Here is a 21,949-nt window from a genome sequence, read left to right as displayed (position 1 = left end):
GACGCCAAGCTACTCGGAAAAAGGGTCAGTCAGGGAGTTAACCGCCGACCTCCCTGCTTTTTTATACTCTACCTCGAATAACACGAAGCAAAAAAACCACAACGGCGATAACCAAAAGAATGTGGATAAATCCACCCATGGTATAGGAGGTGACAAATCCTAAAAGCCAAAGGACGATGAGGACGAGTGCAATGGTTTCAAGCATGGTTTTTCTTACTAAACAGATAAAGCCCAACCACAAAACTCGCCGCGCCTAGGATGTAATAGGTCATCACTTTGTCGGTGTCTGAGCCTGTCACTGCTTGGGTGATTTGTGAGCCAACAGAACCAGAGAGCTGATACCCCCACACCGCCAACCCAACACCCACAACTACTAGTGCAAGACCGATAATCTTCATTGAAAATCCTTGTGTCATAATAAACTCCTGTGCTTCCCTAGGCTGAAAGATTCTAGCCTTACGAAGGTGTACTTACTATACAGCAATAATTCTTTTTTAAGCGTTTGAGCCTTACATGTAAAGGCGGCGTCTTGGCAACCAAGGGCGAGGGTTGGCAAAATAAAAAAGTACTAAAGTCAGGTTGCACCCGCCCTACGCGTGTTAAATTACAGTTTAATTTTCTTAAGAGTAAAATGGGCAATGGACGCTTTTTAGGAGTTTTTCATGTCGCATCATACACTCAAATCAGGCTACAAGGCGTTGGTCGAAAGGCTCAACCGTTTCCCTCAAGGTGCACCTCCTTCCCAGACTCTATACCGCATACTAGAGCTTCTTTTTTCGCCCAAAGAAGCGGAACTGGTTGCCCTTTTGCCCATCGTGCCTTTTCAAGTGCACGAAGCCGCAAAGCGGTGGAAAATATCCCTCCTAGAGGCACAAAAAGTCCTCGATGAACTCTCAAGCAGGGCCATCCTTCTTGACATAGACAAAAACGGTGAATCGGTCTACGTCCTGCCGCCTCCCATGGCAGGGTTTTTTGAGTTTTCACTGATGCGCGTGGGCGGGAAGATAGACCAAAAAACACTCTCCGAGCTTTTTCATCAGTACCTTAATGTGGAAGAGGATTTTATAAGAGATTTATTTGCCAATGGGCAAACCCAGCTTGGAAGGACCTTTGTTAATGAAAGAGCCTTGAGCGAGGAAAATGCGTTACATGTACTGGATTTTGAGCGAGCATCTCACATCATCGAAAGCTCAGAATACATGGGCGTGGGGACTTGTTATTGTCGGCACAAAAAAATGCACTTAGGCCAAGCGTGCGATGCGCCGCTTGATATTTGCATGACCTTTGGCGCCAGTGCCCAGTCTCTCACAAAATACAGCTATGCAAGACGCGTTGACAAAATAGAAGGCATGGAGCTGTTGCACCAAGCCCACGAACACCACCTCGTGCAATTTGGCGAAAACGTTCAGCATGGCGTAAATTTCATCTGTAATTGCTGCGGGTGTTGCTGTGAAGCGTTGGTTGCTGCTCGAAAATTTGCCTTTTTAAATCCCGTGCATACCACCAATTTTTTGCCTCTCATCGACGAAGAAAACTGTACAGGATGCGGTAAATGCGCAGAAGTGTGCGGGGTTGAAGCCATGAGCATCACCTCGGCGAATAAGCCCCATAAACCAAAGCAAAAAAAAGCGACCCTCAACGCCGATAGATGCCTAGGCTGTGGCGTGTGCGTTGATGTCTGTAAAAATGATGCCTTAAGTTTAAAACACCTTGGCAAAAGGATACTCACCCCCATCAATGGCGCCCACAGGGCCGTCATGATGGCCATAGAGCGAGGGAAGCTCCAAAACTTTATCTTTGACAATCAAGCCCTTTGGTCGCACCGTGCGATGGCCACCATTCTAGGTGTCATTTTAAAACTGCCTCCCTTGCAACAAATCATGGCAAGCGAACAGGTCAAATCACGCTACCTGGGAAAACTTTTGGCCGATTACTAGGGCTTACATGTAAGGGTTAGTTTCTTGGGATTCACTCTTTTTTTGCTACAATCTCGTCGGTCAATTTTTGGCCAAGAGTAAAATACGATTGCTTTGGGCAATAATGAAGGACGGTATATGGAGGCAAAGGGTGGCTTAATCCCTAGGCTTGCCAATGGAAACTTGGTGTTTCAGATTATGGCGGGTATTGTTTTGGGTGTGGTAGTGGCTTCGGTTTCAAGCCAAGCTGCGGAGGCTGTTTCGATTTTTGGGTCTTTGTTTGTGGGTGCGCTGAAGGCGATTGCGCCTATTTTGGTGTTTGTGTTGGTGTCGACGGCCATTGCTACTAAAGAAGTGGGCACAGGGGCAAACATGAAGCCTATTGTTGTGTTGTACCTCATTGGCACGTTTTTAGCCTCGCTCATTGCGGTGGTTGCTAGCTTTTTGTTTCCTGTGCATTTGGTGCTCATTGACGCGGCAAATGGCAGCCTTAATCCACCTGATAGTGTTATTGGTGTGTTAAAAGGTGTGTTGTTTAACATGGTAGACAACCCTGTTAACGCCCTAGCTACAGGCAATTTTATAGGCATTTTGGTGTGGGCTATCGCCTTTGGTGTCGCCATGCACTACAGTTCACAGGAAACAAAAAACGTCTCCCATGACATCGCCCAAGGGGTGACGAAAATCGTTCGTTTTATCATCCGCTTGGCACCCCTTGGCATTTTTGGTTTGGTTGCACAGACCTTTTCACAAACGGGATTTGGCGCGTTGCTAAGCTACGGAAAACTCCTGCTAGTGCTCGTGGGGACGATGCTGTTTATCGCGTTTGTGGTCAATCCGCTCATCGTGTTTATCAAACGCAAGAAAAACCCTTATCCGCTCATCTTTACCTGCCTTAGAGAGAGTGGCATTACGGCATTTTTTACGCGAAGTTCGGCGGCGAACATCCCTGTGAACCTTAACTTGTGCAAAAAAATGGGTCTAAATGAAGACACCTATTCCATCTCCATCCCGCTTGGGGCGACAACCAACATGGCGGGCGCGGCGGTGACGATTACGGTGTTGACATTAGCCACGGTACATACTTTGGGCATTCCTGTGGATTTGCCAACGGCACTTTTGCTTAGTGTGGTTTCAGCTCTTGCAGCCTGCGGTGCGAGCGGCGTGGCGGGCGGGTCGTTGTTGCTCATTCCTCTGGCGTGTAGCCTTTTTGGGATTAGCAACGACATCGCCTTGCAGGTGGTGGCCATTGGCTTTGTGATTGGGGTGATTCAAGACTCCATGGAAACAGCGCTAAACAGCTCCACGGACGTTGTATTTACCGCTGCGTGCGACGAAAGAGAGATTTAATAGCCCCTTACATGTAAGGAAACCTTGGGCGCTTTTGCCCAAGGTTCATTTGCTAATGCTATAAACGCTCTCTTTTGTTCCTGCGTAAACGACTACTATCTCTACGGGTTCGTCGTTTTCGTTGACGCCGTAGTGCCATTTTTCTACCACTTCGATAATCGCATCACCCGCGCTGAGGTGCAAGACTTCGCCTTCTTCTGTTACAACTTTGAGCGTGCCTTTGACCATGTAGCCTACATTGATGATGGGGTGTTTGTGCATGGGAAGGGTGGTGTGGGGCGGGATGGTAATCTTGAGCACAGAGATTTCGGGTGCATCTTTAGGGTAAGCGGGCAGGGGTGAGCCCTCCCAGCTTTGGGAAGATTTTGCTAAGACGACCACGTGGGTTTGGGCCGAGGCAAACACAGAGCTTGTGAGGAATAAAAACAAAAACAAAAACCTTTTCATAAAGCGCCTTTGAGGGGAAATGGGAAGAGTATTTTAACCTATTTGAGGGATTTTTAGCGTTACATGTAAACGTTTGTCTAAAGGGAAATTGACTATAATTTGGCCAAAAAAGAGGATGCAAGATGCACATCAAAAAAGACACACTGGTTTCCATTGACCTAGAGTTGCAAGATGAAAACGGAAACACCATAGAAGAAAACGACCAAGAGGTAATCTACCTTCACGGCGGGTACGGACACCTTTTTCAAAAGCTAGAAGAGGCACTGGAAGGCAAAAAAGTGGGCGATACGTTTTGTGTGAAGCTCACCGCTTGCGAAGCTTTTGGGGAGTTTAGGGAGGAGTTGGTACTGCGCGAATCTTTAGAAGACTTGCCTCTTGAAGTTGCCCTTGGGATGGAACTAGACGGGGAAGAAGAGGGGGTCGTGTACCGCGTAGTCGAACTAGACACCACACACGCCCTAGTGGATGGCAACCACCCCTACGCAGGAGTCCCCATGATAGCCAAAGGTGAGGTGCGCGAGATAGAGTACTTGTCCCCTGAAGCGATTGCGGAGATACTTAAGGAGAGCCATCAGCACTAGAAGTAACAGTGGCATTGCTGCCACTGTTTTAGAGAAAATTAAAACGTGTACACATTAGAATTTGTAGTTAGCCCTAAATCTCATTTCGTTTGAACTTACTGTTGAGGTTGTCTTCTTTTTGCCATCTTCGTACTCTAAGGAGAGCGTTAATCCTTTAACAGAAGGAAGGTCGTAAGAAATTTGCCCCTCCCAGTAAGTCGACTCCGTGTCGATAGAGACACCATTTAGTACTGTTGCTAAAGTGCCAGCAGTATGTTTGTCTTGATTGACTTTGACATATTGACCTAAGACCTTAAGCCCCGCAACGCCAACTTGTGAAAAATCATAACCAACTTCAACTTTGTAAGCGTCGGTATTTGCGCCTGAAGTCACTTCGGCGCCTTTGATGAGTGGAGCTGTATAGGTTGTTGGTCCATTTCCTGCACCCAAGAGAACAGATTGTCCACTGGTTACGGTACTGTAGGCAAAAGACGCATTAAAACCTGCCAACCCACTAAAACCAACACGGCCTTGGTACATGTCGCCTTCAACATGGAAGCTATCAAATGTCTCATTTGATGTCCTAGAACCACGATAAGTTGCATCGAAAAGTACTTTCGCGTTGCTTAAAGGCACTATATAGTTACCCTCCGCGTAGAAAACATTGGCATCGCCGCCGTTTGTGAATTCAACATCATTTACAAATAAGTATTGACCTGTTAATGTCAAGTTTGTGATAGATTTGTTAATCGCAGCCGCTGTGTAAGCGCCGTCAAACCCAAAAACGTTTGATCCAGCAGTCGTGCCGGTTCCATAAAATACCGCTTCTTTTTTAAAGCGAGGCATCTCAGAATCCGCACCGTTTACACTTCTGTCATAATTGGATGTTCTGCCTTGGAATTTGTCAGAGTAGCCCGCAATCAATATTGTGTCGGGAAGGTCCGTATTGATAAGAACCGCTGCTTGAAACGCTTCTTTTATCATACGTGAACCAGAACTACTAACCAGTGGACTTGTAATAAATTGGCGACCCACTTTTGCCGTTGTTTTGCCAAGAGTATATATTACGTATGCTTCTGAGAGTACCGCGCCTGAACCGTACATATCTGTACCGTAAAGATTTTTTGCATCACTGTTGGCGGAAGGAGAATGGCTTCCTTGAAATGTCGCACCAAGGCTTAACCCATGTAGCGAATCCGTTATATAACCAAGCATAACACCTGTTGAAAAAATATCGGCGTCACCTTTTGCCAGTGTCCCATCATTTTGATCTCCCGTGTCTCGATCAAAATACCAGGCTTTTAACTCACCCGTTGCCTTCCCGTTTTTAAATGCATCGGCAAGTGTATCTGCCGCAAATGAGCTAGACGCAAGTCCAGTAACTACGAAAGCCGCCACGCTAAGTTTAACTAATTTCATAATTCCTCCTTTTGAAAGTTCTAAGACTTCTTGCATAAGCTAACGCAATGAAATGGGTTAGGCTATACAAGAAATCTGTTAAAATCTTACATTAAGTCCATAGCATGAAAATAGCATATAAATTTAAGATTTTTTTAAAATTTAAATAGAGGGTTAAGCTTTTAACTTTTGGCTTTACATGTAAGGATGCGTTGCAAGAGCGCAGTGTGGTATAATTTTCATCTCATGCACAGAAGGTATTTGTGATACAACTATCAATAGAAGAGCCAAAAATCGAGAAGTTTTTTAACAGCTCAAAAGATGAGATAATGAAAGCATTGAAATTTATTGTCGACAATGACATACGTGATTTTTCCCAAACCAATACTACTTCCAAACTTAGCGAAGAGCAAAAAAAAGAGCTTGGTTCTAGAATTGATTCTTTTCACAAAAACCGCTCTATGGGTCGAGAGTGGAGTGCTATAAAAAGTGAATTAAAGAGGTGGTTTTGATTTAAAAACTTCGCTTTCTTGCTGAAAACGATTTAAAAATTGCACTCCTCTGGCTAGCTCACTTTAAAAAAGAAGCCTTGGGAATAACTCCGTGTAAAACGGCTTTACATGTAAGGATAGTTAAAGTGACTTATTGGCTTTTTTTCGGATTTGTTTTTGCGCTTGTTGTTTTGCTCAAAACGCCTTGGATGAAGGGCGTAATTGGCGAACTCACCGTTAATGCTGCCACTTCTATCTATCTCGATAAAGAAAAATATGTCAATTTCAAAAATATCACGTTACAGCTAAAAGACGGCTCTACGACACAAATAGACCATGTCATCGTCTCTCGTTATGGTGTTTTTGTGATTGAGACAAAAAACATGAAAGGGTGGATTTTTGGAGGTGAGCACCAAAGCACGTGGACACAACAAATCTTCAAAGTAAAACACCGCTTTCAAAACCCTTTGCGTCAAAATTACCGCCACATCAAGGCACTAGAAGAGGTGTTGGCATTGCCTTTGGATAATTTTGTTTCGATTGTTGTTTTTGCGGGTGATTGTAGCTTTAAAACCCCTATGCCAAACAATGTTTTCATCAATGCAAAATACACGTCCTACATCGAATCTTTCCAAGAAGAAAAACTCTCCGCCCAACAGTTTGAAAGAGTAATAGAAACCCTAAGTCAAAAACGCCTCAAGCAAAACTTTTCAACCAATAGAGAGCATGTTGCCAACTTACACGAGCGGCACAGTGCGAAACCCATGTCAACACAAACATCTAAAACATGCTCACAGTGCGGCAGGGAGATGGTTTTAAGACGCAATAGGCAAACGGGAGAGGAATTTTACGGGTGCAGTGGGTATCCGAAGTGTCGGAATATTGCAAGAATACATAGTTAATAAATGAATAAAAATTAGAATCACACAATTTAATACAGTTTTTCATCAATTTTTGATATTATTTAGAGAAATTTTTAATTTAAAAGGCCAAATGGAATGCTTATTGACTACCATGTCTCCAACTTCCGCTCTATTTATAAAGAACAATCCTTTAACATGATTGCAGTAAACAGTTACAAAGAAATGGAGGATTCTAATTTAATTTTTTATAAAGATGGCATAAATTTATTAAAGTCTACAGCCATCTATGGGCCTAATGCATCAGGAAAATCTACACTATTGGAATCACTGGATATATTTAGAGATATTGTCCTTGATTCTTCAACACGATACAACATTGATTCGCCTCTGCCTGTGAAGCCGTTTGCGTTTAACGATAGTGCAAACAGTGAGCCAACTACATTTGAACTTACATTTGTTGAGGAGGGCATTAAATACAACCTTGAAATTGTGCTAAAAAAAGAGAGGATTTTGGAAGAATATTTAACCGCTTACCCAAAAGGCCAACCACAGCAGTGGTATAGCAGATTTTTTAATGAAGATACTGGAGAATATGAGTACGAATATAGCAGTTTGTTTAAAGGGCAAAAAAAAGTTTGGGAAAAGGCAACTAAAAAAAATGCACTTTATTTATCAACCGCTATTAATTTGCAAGAAAGCGAAGAAGGACAATTATCCCCAGTGCATAATTGGTTTAAAAATAAATTGACTCCAATTAGTATTCACGGTTGGTCGGATGAGTTCACAAAAGAGTTTTGTATGGATGTGGAATCTAAAAATGCCATTGTGAGATTTTTAAAGGCAGCTGGCATAGACGTTGAGGATATTGGGCTAAAAATCGAGAACAAAAAAGAATTGCTTGCAACAATGAAAGATAGCGAGGAAAGAGAAGCACTACTGGCCGTGCAAAATTTATTATTAAAAAATATGCCAGAGGAAGTTTTGGAAAAATTTAATCGAAGAATTAATGTAGAATTTGTACATTCCAATGGCATTAAGTTAGATTTAAAAGAGCAATCGGATGGCACAAAAAAGCTTTTTGCTTTTGCTAGTTTATGGTTGGAGAGTTTGAAGAATGGTAATGTTTTGTTTTGTGATGAACTTAATGATAACTTGCACCCTGTGTTAGTTAAATTGCTTGTTGATATGTTTAATAGTGAATTAAATAAGAATAATGCTCAACTTATTTTTACGACACATGAAACATCAATTTTAAATCAAGAAATCCTAAGAAGAGATCAAGTGTGGTTTTGCGAGAGAGACAAAAATTTGAGCACAAGAATTTATCCGCTTTCAGATTTTAAACCCAGAAAAGATTATGAAGATATTGGAAGTTCATATTTGACTGGGCGGTATGGTGCTATTCCATATTTTGAAAAAATTAGTTTTAAAATGTCTAAGATTTTAGGTGAAGACAAAAACGAAGCTAATCAGGATTCATAATGGGCACCGAAAATAGAAAATCAAATGAGGCAAAAAAAAGAAGAGCAGAGCGGAAAGAGGCTAGGAAATTACAAAAAGATGGTCGAACTTCAGAAACAAAAAAAACTTTAGAAAGGGTATTGATTGTTTCTGAAGGAATTGAAACTGAACCAATATATTTTAATAAGCTAGTTGATCACTTAAGACTTGCAACGACAGATATTAAAGTAACTGGGGCAAAATACAGTTGTCCCAAAAGAGTTGTTGAATATGCTATATCATTGTATGAAGAAGCAAAAGATACCAAGTATGAATATGATTTGGTTTTTTGTGTTATAGATAAAGATGCTCACACTAATTATAGCAATGCTTTATCTCATGCTGGCTCTTTTGCACCGAAAGAGGTTTTATCTGTTATTAACTCAATTCCATGTTTTGAACTATGGTTATTATTGCATTATACATATACAACAAAGCCATTTTCTAAAACAATGAAAAATTCAATTTGCCAAGTTTTAATAAAAAATGAACTAAAAGAGCATCTTCCAAATTACGAAAAAAATATTTCAAATTTAAGCGCTGAAGAATTGAGTTATATTTTTAATGATAATACAATTAAAACTGCGATTAAAAGGGCTGAAAAACTACTTAAGCATTGTCATAGTGTAGCAACTGATAATCCATCCACTAAAATTCATGAGTTGGTATTAAAATTACAAGAAATTAAAAACAGGCCTTATGCATAACTGGGCATAAACGAAGGATACCCCCCCATTTAACCCCCCTTAAAAGAAGCTTTAGGTACAATCGCGGTTTAAAACCTTTACATGTAAGGATGCGTTGTGAGAGCATTGATAAGCGTAAGCGACAAGACGGGCATTGTGGAGTTTGCCCAAGGATTAGTAGCACTAGGATGGGAGATCGTCTCCACGGGTGGCACCTTTAAGCAACTCCAAGAAGCGGGCATTGGCGCCGTTGAGATTAGCGAAGTGACCAAGTTTCCTGAAATGTTTGATGGCAGGGTCAAGACCCTCAACCCCTACATTCACGGGGGGATTTTACACCGTAGGGACGAACCCTTACATGTAAAGACCGCCAAAGAGCACGGCATCACGGGCATCGACCTTGTGTGCGTGAACCTCTATCCCTTCAAAGAAACCATCGCCAAAACGGACGATTTTGATACCATCATCGAAAACGTCGACATCGGCGGCCCTGCCATGGTGCGCAGTGCGGCCAAAAACTTCCAAGACGTCCTCATCGTCACCGACGTATTAGACTACGACGGGGTACTTGAAGCCCTGAGAGAAGGCTCTGACACCCTAGAGTTTCGCCGTGGCTTGATGGTCAAGGCGTTTGAACACACGGGTGCGTATGATGCGATGATCGCCAACTACATGAATGAACGTTTCAACGGCGGTTTTGGGGCGAAACAATTCATCGTCGGCACCAAAGCATTTGACACCTGCTATGGCGAAAACCCCCACCAAAAGGGCGCGTTGTACGAGTTTGACTACTTTTTTTCCAACAACTTCAAAGCCCTCAAAGGCGAAGCCAGCTTTAACAACATGACCGACATCCACGGCGCAGTCAAAATCGCTGCGGCCTTTGGCGACGCCCCCGCGGTGTCTATCATCAAGCACGCTAATCCGTGCGGTTTTGCTATCAAAAACACACTTTTGGAAAGCTACACCGAAGCCCTTAAATGCGACCCTGTCTCCGCCTTTGGCGGTGTGGTGGCCATCAATGGCAAGCTAGACAAAGCCCTAGCGGAGAAAATCAACGAAATCTTCATCGAAGTCATCATCGCCGCCAACGTGGACGAAGACGCCCTAGCGGTCTTTGAGAGCAAAAAACGCATCAAAATCTTCACCCAAGAAAGCCCGTTTTTGGTTCTCAGCAATGACGCGTACGACTTCAAGCACGTCGATGGTGGCTTTGTCTACCAAGAAGCCGACGCAGTGGGCGAAGACGAAGTCAAAAATGCCGAGCAAAAAAGCGCACGCAAAGCCTCAGCCCAAGAGTTCGCCGACCTTGAAATCGCCTACAAAGTCGCCAGCCTTACTAAATCTAACTGCGTCGTGTACGTCAAAGATAGCATGATGGTAGGCATCGGAATGGGCATGACCAGCCGCGTGGACGCGGGCAAATGCGCTCTGTTAAAAGCCAAAGAGATGGGCCTAGAAGTAGCAGGCTGCGCCATGGCCAGCGAAGCGTTTTTCCCCTTCCGCGACAGCGTGGACGCCGCAGCCAAAGCAGGTGTCAAAGCCATCATCCAACCCGGCGGCAGCATCCGTGATGATGAAGTCATCGCCGCAGCCGATGAACACGGCATGGCGCTCTATTTCACAGGGATTCGCCACTTTTTACACTAACAGTTTTTTTCGGGGTGATGCGCGCCATCACCCCGCACCCTCTTGATTGATATCTATCAATGACATTCATTCTCAACTTCTCCTATAATCCTCCCAAAAAAAGAGGATAGTTTCATGAAAACAGTATGGCCTAGCGATGCGATTGCGTTTCAAGAAGAGGGTGCTACCGTTCCCTTTGTAAAGTACACCCAGGAGGGCATCCACTTTATCGGGTTTGACTCCCGCGCGTGCGTACCGCCTGAGCCCATGGTCAACGCCATGCTTGCTCTTGCGCACATTAAAAACCCCCAGACCAAAGTAGTGATGCTTAACCACCGAAGCCCCGTGGGCTTGCTCGGTAAGATTGGCGAACAGTTCGAGATTGCCTCAGAAGAACTTGAACACGGTGCTGTAAAGCTCACCTTTAGCTACAAAGAAGGCGCAACGCAACACGCTGACCTCTCTTCTTCGCACTGTGCGGGCTAAGCCATTATGCTTTCTCAAAGTGCCATTGCGATGGCCCCACCTTTTTCACTGGTGTCAAAGTTTTTTGTTGCCGCTTCTGTGGCGTTGCTTGCGAGCATGAGTGCTTTGCCTTTTATTGGGACTCAGTTGCCCCTTTTGGCCTTTCCTGTGGCGGGGTTTATTCACCTCTATTTGTTGGGGTTTGTGATGATGGTCATCGTGGGTGCCTTGTACCAGTTGGTGCCTGTGGTGCTTGAAGCGCCCTTTTTTACCCTCAAAGGAAGCACGGTTTTATTTTACGCTTACGGGCTTGGAGTAGTGGCGCTTAGTGTTGGGATGCTGCTAGAAAAAACAGCACTGATGCACGCAGGAGGAGGGCTTGTTTACCTTTCTTTGGCGGCCTTTGCTGTGTTGTTTTTGCTTAGTTTCACAGGCGTAACCCGTTGGAGTTTTGTCACGGTGTGTTTGCTTGTTGCGGGCGTGGCCTTGTTTGTGGGCTTGAGCCTAGGGATGGTTTTGCTTGTTGCGATGAGCGGCGGCGGGTTGGACGTGGACGTGGTGGGATTGCTCATCAAACATGCTGTGTTTAGCCTTGGTGGATTTGTGATGCTTGTTGTCATGGGCGTTTCCTTGGTGCTTTTGCCCATGTTTTCGCTCTCGCACGGGGTGAGCACACTGTATACAAAAGCCGCGTTAGGGGCGTTTGTCACAGGGTTCGGATGCGCCCTTGGGGATGCTTTTGTGGCAATGTGGGTGTTTTTAGGGTTGGGGTTACTTTTGTATGTGGCCCAATCGGTACATATTTTATTGCGGCGGATGCGCAAGAAAAAAGAGTACTGGTTTTACAATGTTGCTTTCGCCCTAGTTTCTCTCGTGGGTGCAGTAGGTTTGGGTGCATTGGGGCTTGTAAATGGGGATGAGGCGCTGTATAAAGTGGCACTCTTTTTGTTTTTAGTGGGCTTTGGGTTTCACTTTGTGGCGGGCCATTTGTATAAGATTTTGCCCTTTTTGGTGTGGTATGAGTTTATCGCGCCGTTGGTGGGCAAGCAAAAAGTCCCCATGTTGCACGAGATGATTGTGGAACGTTTTGCGTATGCACAGCTTATCTTGGGCGCAAGTGGCACGGTGCTTTTTTGTGCAGGGATGCTTCTGGAGGCAAACAGTGTGCAAATGGCAGGTGGCGTGTTGTTGGCACTGGGGACATGGGCGTTATGTGCGGTGCTTGTGCGGGCGTATGGATTTAAAACAATGGGAGAAAAAGATGCTTAATGAAACAACAGTGTACGACGCGTTGGCTACGGTGATTGACCCTGAAGTGGGCTTTGATATTGTGGCTCTTGGGTTGATTTATGGGGTAACCATTCAAGAAGACGTGGTAGAAGTGGAGATGACCCTCTCAACGCGCGGATGTCCGTTGCACGAACTGTTAAAACAATGGGCCAAAGAGTCCGTGGAGAAACTTCCTGAAGTTTCTACATGTAACGTTACCATTGTTTGGGAGCCAGCATGGAATGTTACCATGGCGAACGAAGAAGTAAAAAAAGCACTGGCATAAAGCGCTAAGGCAACACTTAAAGTAGTTCGTAATTTTAGATACACTACAATCAACAAATGATAAATTCGTGTCGTGAAAAGGATTGGTAGTGGGGATACGCTTAGATGTCAACATCAGGGGTGAAGTGGCAGTGGTGAGCGTCGGAGGCAATATCAAAAGCTCCTCAGATGCGAGTATGATTCGCACTGCTATTCAAAAGATTGCCGAAGAAGGCGAGGGAAGAGAGATGGTCTTGGAGATCAAAGACTCTTTCATCATCACCTCTTCGGTGATTGGGTTTTTGGTGAAGTTTATCAGTAAAGACAAGCTCAATATCAGCCTAGAGATTGGCAATCCCGAGCTTTACACCATGCTTGAAGAGATGGAATTACACCGCCTTTTTAGGGCAAGGAAGGTGGCGTTATGAAGCGTTCCATGGGAACAAAAATCGTCGCGATGCTCGCAGGGGTGTTGTTGGTGAGTTTTGCGGTGATGCAGTTTGTGTTTATCAATGAGTTTAAAAACTCCTCGTTACAACAAAGTGAAAATAGCCTCAATATGCTAGGAAAATCGGTGTTTCAAACCATCCGAGGGGCGATGAATTTTGGAGACCCTGCTGTGATTCAAGCGGCGATTGATGATGTGGCGCAAATTGAGGGGATTACCTCCATCGTGATTCATAAATCCCAAGAAGTCATCAACGCCTTTGGCTTAGATGCTGTTGTTTCCACCGACCCGATGATTGCAAAACAGTTTGTTTCTCCAGAAAAGTTTAACCTCGAACTTGATGATGAAAAAGGGCATTTTTTGCGCTTGATTCAACCTATGGTGGCCCAAGAAGATTGTTTGGCCTGTCATGCGAGTTCTAAACAAGGAGACGTGCTTGGGGTGATGGACATGACCTACTCTTTTGCCTTGGTGGATACTGATATTTCTCAGCGAAGCGTTAAATTCATCCTCATTTTTAGCCTCTTTTTGGTCGCTATCACCTTGGCATTGGTGTACGCGTTAAGAGAAATCATCGGGAAGCCCTTAAAGGAGCTTTTGGTACGCTCTTGCGACCTTGCCAGTGGCGATGGCGACTTGACTGCGCGGGTTGTGGTTAAAAGCGAAGATGAGATTGGGCAAGTGGGGCAGTGTGTGAATGTGTTTATTGAAAAAATCCACCGCACCGTTACAGAAACCCAAGGGGTGGCGCGCAGTGTGGGTTCTACGAGTGCACTGTTGAATCAAAACGCTTCGGGCTTGCTCCAAAGTGCGAAAACCCAAAACGCGCAAGTGCAAGAATCCTACGAGTTGACACAAAAAGTCGAGCAAGAGTTGGACATTTCCGAAGAGCTTGCCATTAAAACCGCAGAAGACAACATGGCTTCTTACGAAGTGCTCTCCGACATGGCCACTTCCCTAGAAACAGTGGTGAGTCACATTGCAACTTCTAGTGCCAAAGAGCAAGAGATGGCCCATAAAATAGGCTCCGTGGTAACACAAACCGAGCAGATCAAAGGGGTCCTTGGGATGATTAAAGACATCGCCGATCAGACCAATTTGCTTGCGCTTAACGCGGCCATCGAAGCGGCGCGTGCAGGCACGCACGGACGGGGTTTTGCTGTGGTGGCTGATGAGGTGCGAAAACTGGCCGAACGTACGCAAAAATCCCTTGCGGAGATTGATGTGACTATCGGAGTGATTGTGCAAGGGGTGATGGATTTGAGCGAAAACATGCAACACAATGCGCAGCAAATCGAAAGTATCGCCATGAGTGCAAACAGCGTGATGGACAAGGCTTCCCAGACCAAAGACCGTACCCATGGGTCTATTGCAATCTCTAAAAAATCTTCTCAAAAAGCCGTGGAGATTGCGCGGATGACAAAGGTGTTGATGGAAAAAATGCACGCTACCATGCAAGCGTCCCAAGACAATGAACACGTTGCTAAAGCCTTGCTAGAAATCTCCAAAGAGTTAAACACCGTTTCTGCAACCCTCGAACAAGACCTTTCAAGCTTTAAAGTTTAGGCTTCAAGGGTCTCTTTCTTTTCTTCGATTTCCAAGAACCTCTCGATGAGGGGTTCGAGGGCATTTTCCTTTACATGTAAGCGTTCTGTGAGGGTAGAAATGCCCTCTTTTTGGTAGCATTCTGGGTTGCCAAGGCAGGCTTTGATGGCCTTGATTTCCTCTTCGAGCGCATCGATTTCTTGGGGCAAGGTTTCGTACTCTTGCTGTTCTTTGTAGCTTAGTTTTGCCCCCTTCGTTTTTTGCTTTTTGGGTGCCTCTTGGGCCACGTTTTTCAACGAAGCTTCCGCCTCGGCAATTTCTTGTTCGAGTTCTAAAAACTCGGTGTAGGTTTGGTAGCTTTCCTCGATGGCGCCATTGCCCGTAAAAATGAGCAGCTTTTTGGCAATCTTGTCTACAAAATAACGGTCGTGGCTCACAAACAGCACCGCTCCTTGAAAGGCTTCGATGAAAGACTCGAGGATGTTGATAGTCGGGATGTCAAGGTCGTTGGTGGGCTCATCTAGGATTAAACATTCTACATTTTTAGCAAAGAGTAGGGCCAGGGCCACGCGGTTTTTTTCACCTCCGCTTAACATGCCGATTTTTTTGTCCAAATACTCTTTGGGAAACAAAAACTGCTTCAAATAGCCAAACACATGGATGCTAGACCCTCGCACTTCCACGCGGTCGCCACCGTTTGGGCAAAAGGTTTCAAGAAGATTTTTTTCATCATCGAGCATGGCGCGCTGTTGGTCAAAGTACCCAACGGAAAATTCCCCCCGTTTTAGCACGCCCGTGTCGGGTGTTAGGGAGCCTAGCAAAAGGCGCAAGAGCGTGGATTTACCTGCTCCGTTTTTACCTACGATGGCAATGCGGTCGTTTTGCAAAATGCGCGTGGTGAAATCATCGATGAGCAATTTGTCACCCAAGCTTTTACCTACCCCTTGGAGTTCAAAAAGCATTTTTTGGCGGTTGGTCGACTTGTCTTGATTGAAGGCGTGTTTGGCGCGCTCGAGTTCTAGGGTGATTTTACGCAGTTGGCTAGGGTTTTTCTTGGCCGATTCGCGCATTTCAAAGACTCGTTGTTTGCGCCCTTCGTTGCGTTTTAGCCTTGCTTTGACGCCACGTCTGAGCCACTCTTCTTCGCCTTTGAGGTGTTTTAAGAGGGTTTCGTGCTGTTTTTGCATGGCGCTAAGCAACAGCTCTTTGGCACTCAGATAGGCTTGATAACCCCCTTCAAAACTGCGCAATTTACACTGGTCAATCTCGATGCTGCGCGTGGCGATGCGGTCGATGAAATAGCGGTCGTGGGAGATGAACACAAGGGTGACGTTTTCTTTAAGTAGCATTTCTTCCAAAAAAGCCACCATGTACACGTCGAGGTGGTTGGTGGGCTCATCAAGGAGTAAGATGTCGGGTTTTTTGAGGATGAGTCCTGCTAGGGCAACACGGCGCTGTTCTCCACCGCTAAGGAGCGAAACGGGGGTATTTTCAAAGGATTTAAGGGCAAATTCTTGAAGCACGCGCTCTACTTTGTCGTCCAAACTCCACGCATTGTGGGCGTCTAAAAAAGCACTGATGGCCTCTTGGCGCGTGTGAAGTTTGGGGTTGCTGGGGTCATTTTCAATAGCCTTGGAAATCTCTTCAAAGGCTAAGCGCATGTCATTGACTGAGGCTAACTCTTTTTCGATGGCTTCGCGCACGGTATCGGTGGCTTCAAATACAGGCACTTGGGCGAGCATCTCAACGCTTTTGCCTTGTTGTAAAATGCGCCGTCCGCTGTCTTGTTCTAGCGAGCCGTCGATGATTTTCATGAGGGTGGATTTGCCGCCACCGTTTTTGCCGATGATGGCGATGCGCTCCCCTTGCCCGATGAACAATTCCACGTCTTCGAGAATCTTTTGGGTTTCGTAGCTTTTACTGATGCCAATCAAATCTAACATTGCCACATTTTTTCCTTACATGTAAAGGGGTTTTGGTGCGCAAGTCTAACGTAAAAGGCCTGTGGGAGGGATGAAACGGGTCAGATATGGTAAGATACCTCTCGTAAAACCAAGCCACCACAAAGGGGACGTGTGAGACCACTTATTTCCACGCGACGCTACACCCACGCGGGTGAGTATGTTTCCGACCAAAGCGGAAACCATCGGACGCCGTTTTTAACCGACTACGACCGCATCATCTTTTCCAATCCTTTTCGTCGCCTTTCTAAAAAGACCCAAGTGCACCCCCTTTCTAAAAACGACCATGTGCACAACCGCTTGACTCACTCTTTGGAAGTGGCAAGCGTGGGACGAAGTTTGGGGCTTGGCGTGGGCGAATACATGAAAACGTGTGAACCCGAAGCCTTACATTCACCCTACGAAGTTGCGGCCATTGTGCAAAGCGCGTGTTTGGCCCATGATATTGGCAATCCACCCTTTGGGCACGCGGGCGAGGAAATCATCAAAGAGTGGTTTGAAGCCCATGCGGGCACGCCGCTCATGGAGGAAATCTCACCCCAAGAGATGGCGGATTTTTTATGTTTTGATGGCAACGCCCAGAGTTTACGTATTGTGACGCAACTTGAAAACCATGCTTACAAGGGTGGGATGCGCCTCACGCTCTCCACTCAAGCGGCGATGATAAAATACCCCTGGGAGGCGTGTGATGGGCGCTCAAAAGGGAAGAAATTTAGTTATTTTCAAAGCGAAAAGGCACTGGCGAAGATTATTTTTGAAGAGTTTGGACTTACCAAAGAACAAACCTACCTGCGCCATCCTTTTTCGTACCTCATGGAAGCTTCCGATGACATTTGCTACGCGCTTTTAGACATCAAAGATGCGGTAGAGCTTGGCATGGTAGAAGTGGGGCAGATGGAAGAGATTTTTTTGCCTTTGTGCGCCGATGGGCCCTATTATGAGACCCTTAAAGATGGGGCGTTGAGTGATTTTCAAAAGGTTTCCCGCTTGTGTGCGATTGCCATTGGGCGGTTGAGTGCCCACGCGGTGGAGACGTTTATTGCCTATGACATGTTGCGTCCCAAAGAAGGGGTCAAGGACTTGATTTCCTTGTTTTCAGACCTTCAATTAGGCGAGGGGTTGGCACGGGCCAAGGCGTTGGGGCACGAGCGCATTTTCAATGAACCGCGCAAGATTGAGCTAGAACTTGGGGCGTATCGGACCATCGGAATTTTGCTAGAAGATTTGATTGGGGCAGCGTATGCGTTACATGTAAATCAAAAAAGCTTCAAAACCGAACGGGCTCTAACACTCATGGGCAACGATGCGCCAAAAACCTCCCAAAGTTTGTATGAAAAGTACCAAGCCGTACTTGATTACATCGTGGGGATGACAGACAATTACGCCACCCGTTTGGCGGGGCAGTTGGCAGGATTGGGCCGGTAAATAAAATTTATTGTTTACGCAGTTTTGCTACAATCAACATTCTTTTTAAAACCCGTTACATGTAAGGAAAAAAATGCTGAGTATGCTAGGAACCTTGTACTTTGTTTATGTGCTCATAAAGCTTTATATCGCAACCCAAGAGATAGGCTTCGTGGCAAAAGCGCAACACGAAAATGCGGTGATTCTCTCCCCGTCAAATTTCCTCAAAGCCGCGCGCTATAAGATTGCTTCGGAACGTTTTGGGATGGTGAGTACATTGATGGAATACGGGCTGTTTTTATTTTGGGTGGGGTACGGGTTGCGCGCCCTTGAAGGGTGGCTCATCACAGATGGCGGCGTGTGGGAGAGTGTTGTGTTTGTGTATGCTTTCATCGGAATAAACTACCTTGTGGGGCTCCCCTTTGATATTTACAGTACTTTTTTTAAAGACAAAGCCTTCGGGTTTAGCACCATTGATGCTAAAACCTACGCCCTTGACCAACTCAAAGCCATCCTTCTTTTCTTTGTAGCAGGTGGTGCGGTTATCGCTCTTGTGGCGTGGATTATTCTCACTTTTGCCTCATGGTGGTTGTGGGGGTTTGTGGCTATTTTTGCGGTGGTGTTGTTTGTCAATATGATTTACCCTACGCTCATCGCACCCCTTTTTAACCGCTTTACCCCCTTGGAAAATGCCGAGCTTTCTGCTTCTATCGAAGCCCTTTTAAAGCGAGCAGGGCTTAAGAGTAGCGGGGTGTTTATGGTGGATGCGAGCAAGCGCGATAAGCGGCTAAATGCGTACTTTGGTGGCCTTGGTAAATCAAAACGGGTGGTGCTCTTTGATACCTTGGTGGAAAAGCTGAATAAACCTGAACTTTTGGCCGTGCTTGGGCATGAATTGGGCCATTTCAAACACAAAGATATGCTCAAAAACATTGCCATGAGTGCGTTCATGTTGCTAGTCATGTTTGGACTTTTTGGTAATTTGCCCGCGTCCCTTTACGAGGCCTTACATGTAAGCAAAGGTTCACACAGCACTATCGCGTTGTTTTTATTGCTCTCGCCGCTGGTTTCTTTCGTGATGATGCCGCTTCTAGGAGCTATGAGCCGCCGTAACGAATACGCTGCCGATGCGTACGGCAGTGCGTGCGAAAGCAAAGAAGCCCTTAAAAACGCCCTCATGAAACTGGCCGATGAAAACAAAAGCTTCCCCATGTCGCACCCTTTGCAGATTGCCTTTTACCACACCCATCCGCCTTTGATTGAGCGGTTAAAAAGGCTAGAGTAGTGCGGATTAAAGAGGCATTGGCTCAGGCAAGGCAGTGCCTTTCTTGGGTGGAGAATCCCCAAAAAGAAGCCGCCTTATTGCTGTGTGCCTATTTGCAAGAAGAACGACCGTGGCTTTTGCTGCACGAAGAGGATGAGTTGGAGGAGGCGCAGGGGTATTTTGCTCTTGTGGCGCGACGCCAAAACCATGAGCCTTTAGAATACATCTTGGGCTATGCGTCCTTTTACTCTAGGGATTTTTGCGTTCACAAAGGGGTTTTGGTGCCACGGCCCGAGACGGAACTTTTGGTGGATGAAGTGCTTGCCTTACTTAAAGGACACGATGCGCCTAGGATTGTGGAAGTAGGGGTGGGCAGCGGGGTGATTTCGGTGATGTTAGCATTGCTGTTACCTAAGGCTCAGATTGTTGCTACAGATATCTCCCCTGCAGCGTTGGCAAATGCACAGGAAAATTGTGTGCGTTTTGGGGTGCAAGAGCGCGTGCAATTGGTGCATGCAGCCTATCTTGATGGGGTTAGCGGGGCATTTGACGTGTTAGTATCGAATCCTCCTTACATTGCACAAGAGGAGCTTTTGGAAACCCATGTGCTTTGCGAGCCGCACACGGCGTTGTTTGGGGGTGAGCGAGGGGATGAGATGTTAGTAGAACTCATCCAGCGCGCTTCGCAGGCAACTGTTGCCAACATTGCTTGCGAAATGGGCTACGACCAGCGTGCTTCAATGCTCCAAGCACTCACGCATGTGGGCGCAAAAGGTATCAGATTTTACCAAGATTTAGCGGGCTTAGACCGTGGATTTAGCGCAAGATTAAAGGAAGAAGAATGAAACAAACCCTGTTTGTCGTGTATCTGTTAAGTTTGGGCGCGATGGTTGGTGTGGAGTTGGCTGTGGGGGTGATGATGGCTCCTGTAATTTTTAACCCCGCTCTTTTTTTGGGAGAAGGGGTGCTAAGCCATTACCAAAGTGGCATCTTGATGACCCAAGTTTTTTTGCGTTTTAACATGGCGCTCTTGGTGGTAACCTTGTTTGGCGCACTGTATGAAGTTGTGGCATTCAAGCAAGGAAGGGGCGACAAATGGGCTTTTGGTGCAACGGTGATTGTGGTGTACACGGCGATGATGTTTATTTTTTACTACACACCCTTTATCGTAGAAGCGCAAGCGGTAGGGCCCGAGGCAACACAAACAGAATTATTTGCTTCCATGCATAAGGGAAGTGAGTGGATGGTAAAAGTACTCTTAATGGCGCAGGTGGTTGTGTTTGGAAGAAGGATTTGGGTGAAGAAGTGAGTGGGACGCCCACTTCTTCGAGGAGTTTGGGTGTGTTAGTCCATTTGGTGGCGAATATAGGTAGGGATGTCAAGGTAGTCTTCTTGAGATTCGTACCCGCCACTCACTTTTTTCATCCGTAGAATACGTTCGCGCTTGACTACCTCTTGGGTTTGGTCAAGTTTTTTCAGTCCGCGCTCTTCTTCTTCGAGTTTATTTTCAAAGCCTGTCGCAACGATAGTAATGCACACTTTGTTGTTTTCGACTTTTTCATCGGTAGTAGTGCCAAAAATAACATGGGCATCTTCATCCGCTGCATCAAATACCACATTCATGGCCTCACTGATGTCATTAAGTGGGCAATTGGGGTGAATACGGAAATGTACCAACACGCCTAGGGCTCCGTTGATAGTCATGTTGTCAAGCAACGGTGATTCGATAGCATTTTTCATCGCTTCAATCGCCGCGCCCTGTCCTTCGCTCTCGCCCACGCCCATGAGGGCCATGCCGCGATGGCTCATGACGGTTTGCACGTCGGCAAAGTCAAGGTTGATGTCGCTATTGCTAGAAGAGAGTACCACAGAACTCATACCGCCAACCGCGCGCGCCAATACATCATCGACAATGCGAAAGCTGTCTTTGATACCAAGGTTTTTATCTACGAGGGTAAGGAGTTTGTCATTGGGGATAACAACAATAGAATCGCTCTCTTTGCGAAGCTCATTAAGTCCTGCTTCGGCAAGTTTGAGGCGTTTGCGTCCTTCAAACATAAAAGGACGTGTGACGACAGAAACCGTGAGCGCACCAATTTCTTTGGCCGCTTGTGCTACCACAGGAGCGGCTCCTGTGCCTGTTCCACCACCAAAACCTGAAGCAATGAAAACAATGTCCGCATGTTCAAGGGCACTTTTAATCTCTTCGTAACTCTCCTCAGCCGCCTCTTTGCCAACTTGGGGAATCATACCCGCGCCCAATCCCTTGGTGCGTTTTTCGCCCAGTTGGATTTTAGTGTAGGCAAGGGAGTGTTCTAGGGCTTGTGCATCGGTATTAGCAGCAATCAAATCAATCCCACTAACGCCTTCGCGCACCATGTGATTAATCATATTTCCACCACCACCACCAACGCCAACTACTTTGATTTTTGCGCCGTAGACGCTTTTCGTTTCTTCAACAGTAAACCCGCTCATGTCCCGTACTCCTC

The 21,949-nt window shown here is 45.9% G+C and carries 23 protein-coding genes; 17 read left to right on the top strand and 6 right to left on the bottom strand.

Annotated elements, in window-relative coordinates; translation table 11 throughout:
- Nucleotides 1–61: 61 nt before the first annotated feature.
- Both AC5SLM_RS01285 and AC5SLM_RS01280 read right to left on the bottom strand, forming a co-directional pair.
- Nucleotides 62–205, bottom strand: a complete 144-nt coding sequence (locus tag AC5SLM_RS01285) for a lmo0937 family membrane protein (RefSeq protein WP_495249114.1) — start codon at nt 203–205, stop codon at nt 62–64.
- Nucleotides 198–398 carry a DUF3185 family protein gene (locus AC5SLM_RS01280; RefSeq protein ID WP_495249113.1) on the bottom strand — a complete coding sequence of 67 codons (201 nt, stop codon included), beginning with the start codon at nt 396–398 and terminating at the stop codon, nt 198–200. Before AC5SLM_RS01280 ends, AC5SLM_RS01285 begins: the two co-directional genes overlap by 8 nt.
- A 264-nt stretch (nt 399–662) precedes the next feature.
- Between AC5SLM_RS01280 and AC5SLM_RS01275 the strand changes: the two genes are divergently transcribed.
- Both AC5SLM_RS01275 and sstT read left to right on the top strand, forming a co-directional pair.
- Nucleotides 663–1,937 (top strand): 4Fe-4S binding protein, encoded by a 1,275-nt coding sequence (locus AC5SLM_RS01275; protein ID WP_495249112.1) that lies wholly within the window; start codon nt 663–665, stop codon nt 1,935–1,937.
- A gap of 117 nt (nt 1,938–2,054) precedes the next feature.
- Nucleotides 2,055–3,266 (top strand): serine/threonine transporter SstT, encoded by a 1,212-nt coding sequence (gene sstT, locus AC5SLM_RS01270; protein ID WP_495249111.1) that lies wholly within the window; start codon nt 2,055–2,057, stop codon nt 3,264–3,266.
- Between the two features lie 45 nt (nt 3,267–3,311).
- On the opposite strand, the gene AC5SLM_RS01265 is transcribed toward sstT, so the two are convergent.
- Nucleotides 3,312–3,713: a cupin domain-containing protein gene (locus tag AC5SLM_RS01265; protein WP_495249110.1), complete on the bottom strand. Its 402-nt coding sequence runs from the start codon at nt 3,711–3,713 to the stop codon at nt 3,312–3,314.
- Nucleotides 3,714–3,835: 122 nt separating this feature from the next.
- Between AC5SLM_RS01265 and AC5SLM_RS01260 the strand changes: the two genes are divergently transcribed.
- Nucleotides 3,836–4,294: an FKBP-type peptidyl-prolyl cis-trans isomerase gene (locus AC5SLM_RS01260; RefSeq protein ID WP_495249109.1), complete on the top strand. Its 459-nt coding sequence runs from the start codon at nt 3,836–3,838 to the stop codon at nt 4,292–4,294.
- Nucleotides 4,295–4,348: 54 nt separating this feature from the next.
- Here AC5SLM_RS01260 and AC5SLM_RS01255 read toward each other — a convergent pair whose 3' ends face one another.
- Nucleotides 4,349–5,692 (bottom strand): OprD family outer membrane porin, encoded by a 1,344-nt coding sequence (locus tag AC5SLM_RS01255; RefSeq protein WP_495249108.1) that lies wholly within the window; start codon nt 5,690–5,692, stop codon nt 4,349–4,351.
- Between the two features lie 242 nt (nt 5,693–5,934).
- Between AC5SLM_RS01255 and AC5SLM_RS01250 the strand changes: the two genes are divergently transcribed.
- The 10 genes from AC5SLM_RS01250 (at nt 5,935) to AC5SLM_RS01205 (ending at nt 14,852) form a co-directional block, all read left to right on the top strand.
- Nucleotides 5,935–6,183: a hypothetical protein gene (locus AC5SLM_RS01250; protein ID WP_495249107.1), complete on the top strand. Its 249-nt coding sequence runs from the start codon at nt 5,935–5,937 to the stop codon at nt 6,181–6,183.
- A gap of 125 nt (nt 6,184–6,308) precedes the next feature.
- Entirely contained in the window at nt 6,309–7,064 is a 756-nt protein-coding gene (locus AC5SLM_RS01245) for a nuclease-related domain-containing protein (protein ID WP_495249106.1), read from the top strand.
- Between the two features lie 96 nt (nt 7,065–7,160).
- The gene (locus AC5SLM_RS01240) at nt 7,161–8,507 is read left to right on the top strand and encodes an AAA family ATPase (protein ID WP_495249105.1); all 1,347 of its coding nucleotides are present in this window, start codon (nt 7,161–7,163) and stop codon (nt 8,505–8,507) included.
- A complete protein-coding gene (locus AC5SLM_RS01235; protein ID WP_495249104.1) occupies nt 8,507–9,232 on the top strand; it encodes an RloB family protein in 726 nt (241 codons plus the stop codon). Before AC5SLM_RS01240 ends, AC5SLM_RS01235 begins: the two co-directional genes overlap by 1 nt.
- 96 nt (nt 9,233–9,328) lie before the next feature.
- Entirely contained in the window at nt 9,329–10,861 is a 1,533-nt protein-coding gene (purH, locus tag AC5SLM_RS01230) for a bifunctional phosphoribosylaminoimidazolecarboxamide formyltransferase/IMP cyclohydrolase (protein ID WP_495249103.1), read from the top strand.
- A gap of 114 nt (nt 10,862–10,975) precedes the next feature.
- Nucleotides 10,976–11,326 (top strand): hypothetical protein, encoded by a 351-nt coding sequence (locus tag AC5SLM_RS01225; protein ID WP_495249102.1) that lies wholly within the window; start codon nt 10,976–10,978, stop codon nt 11,324–11,326.
- 30 nt (nt 11,327–11,356) lie between these two features.
- On the top strand, nt 11,357–12,574 hold the full coding sequence (locus AC5SLM_RS01220; RefSeq protein ID WP_495249101.1) for a hypothetical protein: 1,218 nt from the start codon (nt 11,357–11,359) through the stop codon (nt 12,572–12,574).
- Nucleotides 12,567–12,860 (top strand): metal-sulfur cluster assembly factor, encoded by a 294-nt coding sequence (locus tag AC5SLM_RS01215; RefSeq protein ID WP_495249100.1) that lies wholly within the window; start codon nt 12,567–12,569, stop codon nt 12,858–12,860. The genes AC5SLM_RS01220 and AC5SLM_RS01215 overlap by 8 nt, the downstream gene beginning before the upstream one ends.
- Nucleotides 12,861–12,948: 88 nt before the next feature.
- Entirely contained in the window at nt 12,949–13,266 is a 318-nt protein-coding gene (locus tag AC5SLM_RS01210; protein WP_495249099.1) for a hypothetical protein, read from the top strand.
- Nucleotides 13,263–14,852: a methyl-accepting chemotaxis protein gene (locus AC5SLM_RS01205; protein WP_495249098.1), complete on the top strand. Its 1,590-nt coding sequence runs from the start codon at nt 13,263–13,265 to the stop codon at nt 14,850–14,852. Before AC5SLM_RS01210 ends, AC5SLM_RS01205 begins: the two co-directional genes overlap by 4 nt.
- Here the strand turns inward: AC5SLM_RS01205 and AC5SLM_RS01200 are convergent.
- Complete coding sequence (locus tag AC5SLM_RS01200; protein ID WP_495249097.1) at nt 14,849–16,780, bottom strand: ABC-F family ATP-binding cassette domain-containing protein; 1,932 nt, start codon at nt 16,778–16,780, stop codon at nt 14,849–14,851. The genes AC5SLM_RS01205 and AC5SLM_RS01200 overlap by 4 nt on opposite strands.
- A gap of 126 nt (nt 16,781–16,906) precedes the next feature.
- On the opposite strand from AC5SLM_RS01200, the gene AC5SLM_RS01195 reads away from it, so the two are divergent.
- The 4 genes from AC5SLM_RS01195 (at nt 16,907) to AC5SLM_RS01180 (ending at nt 20,769) form a co-directional block, all read left to right on the top strand.
- The gene (locus AC5SLM_RS01195; RefSeq protein ID WP_495249096.1) at nt 16,907–18,217 is read left to right on the top strand and encodes a deoxyguanosinetriphosphate triphosphohydrolase; all 1,311 of its coding nucleotides are present in this window, start codon (nt 16,907–16,909) and stop codon (nt 18,215–18,217) included.
- A 73-nt stretch (nt 18,218–18,290) separates the two neighbouring features.
- On the top strand, nt 18,291–19,481 hold the full coding sequence (locus AC5SLM_RS01190) for a M48 family metallopeptidase (RefSeq protein WP_495249095.1): 1,191 nt from the start codon (nt 18,291–18,293) through the stop codon (nt 19,479–19,481).
- The gene (prmC, locus tag AC5SLM_RS01185; RefSeq protein WP_495249094.1) at nt 19,481–20,305 is read left to right on the top strand and encodes a peptide chain release factor N(5)-glutamine methyltransferase; all 825 of its coding nucleotides are present in this window, start codon (nt 19,481–19,483) and stop codon (nt 20,303–20,305) included. Before AC5SLM_RS01190 ends, prmC begins: the two co-directional genes overlap by 1 nt.
- Complete coding sequence (locus AC5SLM_RS01180; RefSeq protein ID WP_495249093.1) at nt 20,302–20,769, top strand: DUF4149 domain-containing protein; 468 nt, start codon at nt 20,302–20,304, stop codon at nt 20,767–20,769. The genes prmC and AC5SLM_RS01180 overlap by 4 nt, the downstream gene beginning before the upstream one ends.
- A 35-nt stretch (nt 20,770–20,804) precedes the next feature.
- Here AC5SLM_RS01180 and ftsZ read toward each other — a convergent pair whose 3' ends face one another.
- The gene (gene ftsZ, locus AC5SLM_RS01175; RefSeq protein WP_495249092.1) at nt 20,805–21,935 is read right to left on the bottom strand and encodes a cell division protein FtsZ; all 1,131 of its coding nucleotides are present in this window, start codon (nt 21,933–21,935) and stop codon (nt 20,805–20,807) included.
- Nucleotides 21,936–21,949: the final 14 nt, after the last annotated feature.

The organism is Sulfurospirillum sp. HTRB-L1 (assembly GCF_059415125.1).
This window is presented reverse-complemented; position numbering and strand designations above follow the sequence as displayed.